The organism is uncultured Amaricoccus sp., from assembly GCF_937858865.1.
GTDB lineage: Bacteria > Pseudomonadota > Alphaproteobacteria > Rhodobacterales > Rhodobacteraceae > Amaricoccus.
Genome location: NZ_CALLYO010000154.1, coordinates 1 through 2,273, shown reverse-complemented (window position 1 = coordinate 2,273; position 2,273 = coordinate 1). Strand labels below are relative to the sequence as shown.

General features: G+C 72.6%; 3 protein-coding genes. 1 reads left to right on the top strand and 2 read right to left on the bottom strand.

The window, feature by feature from the left end:
- Together Q0112_RS04340 and Q0112_RS04335 are read right to left on the bottom strand one after the other, a co-directional pair.
- Positions 1 to 515: AAA family ATPase (locus Q0112_RS04340; protein WP_297971902.1), on the bottom strand; the 515-nt coding region annotated here is incomplete at its 3' end.
- 83 nt (positions 516 to 598) lie between these two features.
- Positions 599 to 1,603, bottom strand: a complete 1,005-nt coding sequence (locus Q0112_RS04335) for a GlxA family transcriptional regulator (protein ID WP_297971899.1) — start codon at positions 1,601 to 1,603, stop codon at positions 599 to 601.
- A 106-nt stretch (positions 1,604 to 1,709) separates the two neighbouring features.
- Between Q0112_RS04335 and Q0112_RS04330 the strand changes: the two genes are divergently transcribed.
- Positions 1,710 to 2,273, top strand: a 564-nt coding sequence (locus Q0112_RS04330) for an FAD-dependent oxidoreductase (RefSeq protein ID WP_297971896.1), incomplete at its 3' end; no start/stop codon positions are given.

Here is a 2,273-nt window from a genome sequence, read left to right as displayed (position 1 = left end):
AGATCGTCGACCCCGACAAGCACCGCCATCCCTTCGGCAAGCAGGCGCGCCCAGGGCGGACCGGGCGGCCGCCGCGTCGTGACGAGCAGGTGGAACCCCGCCGGCGCGGCGCGGGCGGCAACGGCCAGCAGCTGCTCGGCCGCCGACCCCTGGCCGAGCTCGTGCAGGTCGTCGAGCTGCAGGCAGAACGGCCCGCCCGCGACGGCGGCCGCCATCAGCCGCTCCAGCCAGACATGCCCGAAGCGGAGGTCGTCGGCCGCGAGCGCCGGCACGTCCGCGCCGGGCAGCGCCGCGCCGGCCGCCGTCGACACGGCGGCGAGAAACGCCCCCGCCCCGGCCATCCGCGCCGCGACCGGCAGCTCCGCATGGCGGAACCCCGCCTGCCGCGCGAGATCGCGCGCGAGCTCGGTCTTGCCGCACCCGGCCGGCCCCGAAACCAGCGTCACCACCGGCAGCGCCCCGGCAAGGCGCGCCGCCACCGACCGATCGACGCGCTTCGGCGAAAGGTCCGTCATCGAACCGCCCGGTCACCGTTCCCCAGCCGTGACAATACACGCGAAGCGCCCGCCCCGCGAGAGCCCGGGAAACCCCCGCGCGACTACGCCCCGACGCGCGGCGGCGACGGATCATGCATCGGCTCGGGCTGCGCCCGTGCCTGCCGGAAGGTGTCGGGCGTCACCCCCTCGCCGGCCCGGAACACCCGGATCAGGTGCGGCAGGTCGCAGAAGCCGGTGTCGGCCGCGATCTGCGTCGCCGACCGCCGCGTGGTCGCGAGCAGGTGCTTCGCCTGCTCGAGCCGGATCAGCCGGTCGGCCGCGAGCGGCGTCATGCCGAGCGCCGCGCGGAAATGCCGCTCGAGCCTGCGCCGGCTCACCGCCATCCGCTCCGCCACCCGGGCGATCGAGAGCGGCGCGTCGATCGACTGCTGCATGAGGATGAGCGCCCGGCGGACCAGCGCATCGCCGGTGGCGAGCGCCAGCGGCATGCCCGGCTGCGGCTCCTCCGCCCGCATCGCCTGGTCGATGATCATGATGTGCAGGCTCTTGGCCGCCCGCGCGCGGCCGAGGTGCCGCTCGACGATATGCGCCGCCAGATGCGCCGAGGAGACCCCGCCCGAGCAGGTCAGCCGGTCGCGGTCGACGACGAAGATCTGGTCGCTGACCGGCTCGAGCCCGTCGAACCGCTCCAGGAAATCCGCATGGTGGAACCAGCTCACGCAGGCGCGGTAGCCCCGCATCAGCCCGGCCCGGTGCAGCACGAAGGTGCCGGTGCAGACCCCGACCAGCGGCACCCCGGCCGCCGCCGCCCGCTGGAGGAAGCGCACGGTGTCGGGATGCAGGTTCTCGATCTCGTCGACCAGCCCGCCGACCACCACCAGATAGTCGAACCGCGCCGGATCGCCGAGCCGCTCCTCCGGCCGCACCGATATCCCGCTGCTCGAGGCGATCGGGTCCATGGTCGGCGACAGCACCCGCCACGAGCAGAGGATCGGCCGCGACCGGTCGCCCTCGTCGGCGGCCAGCCGCAGCACGTCGACGAAGTTCGCGAAGGCGCAGAGCGTGAACCGCCGCGCCAGGATGAAGCCCACGTTCAGCTTGGCCATGCCGCTCACCTCCTGCCGTGAGCATACAACGCTTCTGACGTATCCATACAGCTTCGAATCGCCGCCTTCGGGCATGCAGTCGCGACAGCTTTCGGGAGGCTCGGCAATGACGCACTTCTCCTTCGCCCAGGTCGTCAGGGGCGCGCTGACCGGCCAGAAGAACTGGACCGCGCAGTGGCCCGAGCGCGAGCCGAAGGCCGCCTACGACGTCGTCATCGTCGGCGCCGGCGGCCACGGGCTCGGCGCCGCCTACTACCTGGCGAAGGAGCACGGGCTGACCAACGTCGCGGTGATCGACAAGGGCTGGCTCGGCGGCGGCAACACCGGCCGCAACACCACCATCATCCGCTCGAACTACCTCTACGACGAGAGCGCGCGCCTCTACGACCACGCCCTCGACCTCTGGGAGAACCTCTCCCAGGACCTGAACTACAACGTCATGTTCTCGAAGCGCGGCGTGCTGATGCTGGCGCACAACGTCCACGACGTGCAGTCCTTCCAGCGCCACGTCCATTCCAACCGCCTGAACGGCGTCGACAACCAGTGGCTGAGCGCCGCGGAGGCCAAGGCCTTCTGCCCGCCGCTCGACCTCAACCCGAAGGCCCGCTACCCCGTCCTCGGCGCCGCCCTGCAGCGCCGCGCCGGCACCGCCCGCCACGACGCCGTCGCC

Bases quoted from the DNA above. Each gene is read 5' to 3' on its own strand.
- Q0112_RS04335 (WP_297971899.1), bottom strand. From the start codon at position 1,603: ATGGCCAAGCTGAACGTGGGCTTCATCCTGGCGCGGCGGTTCACGCTC.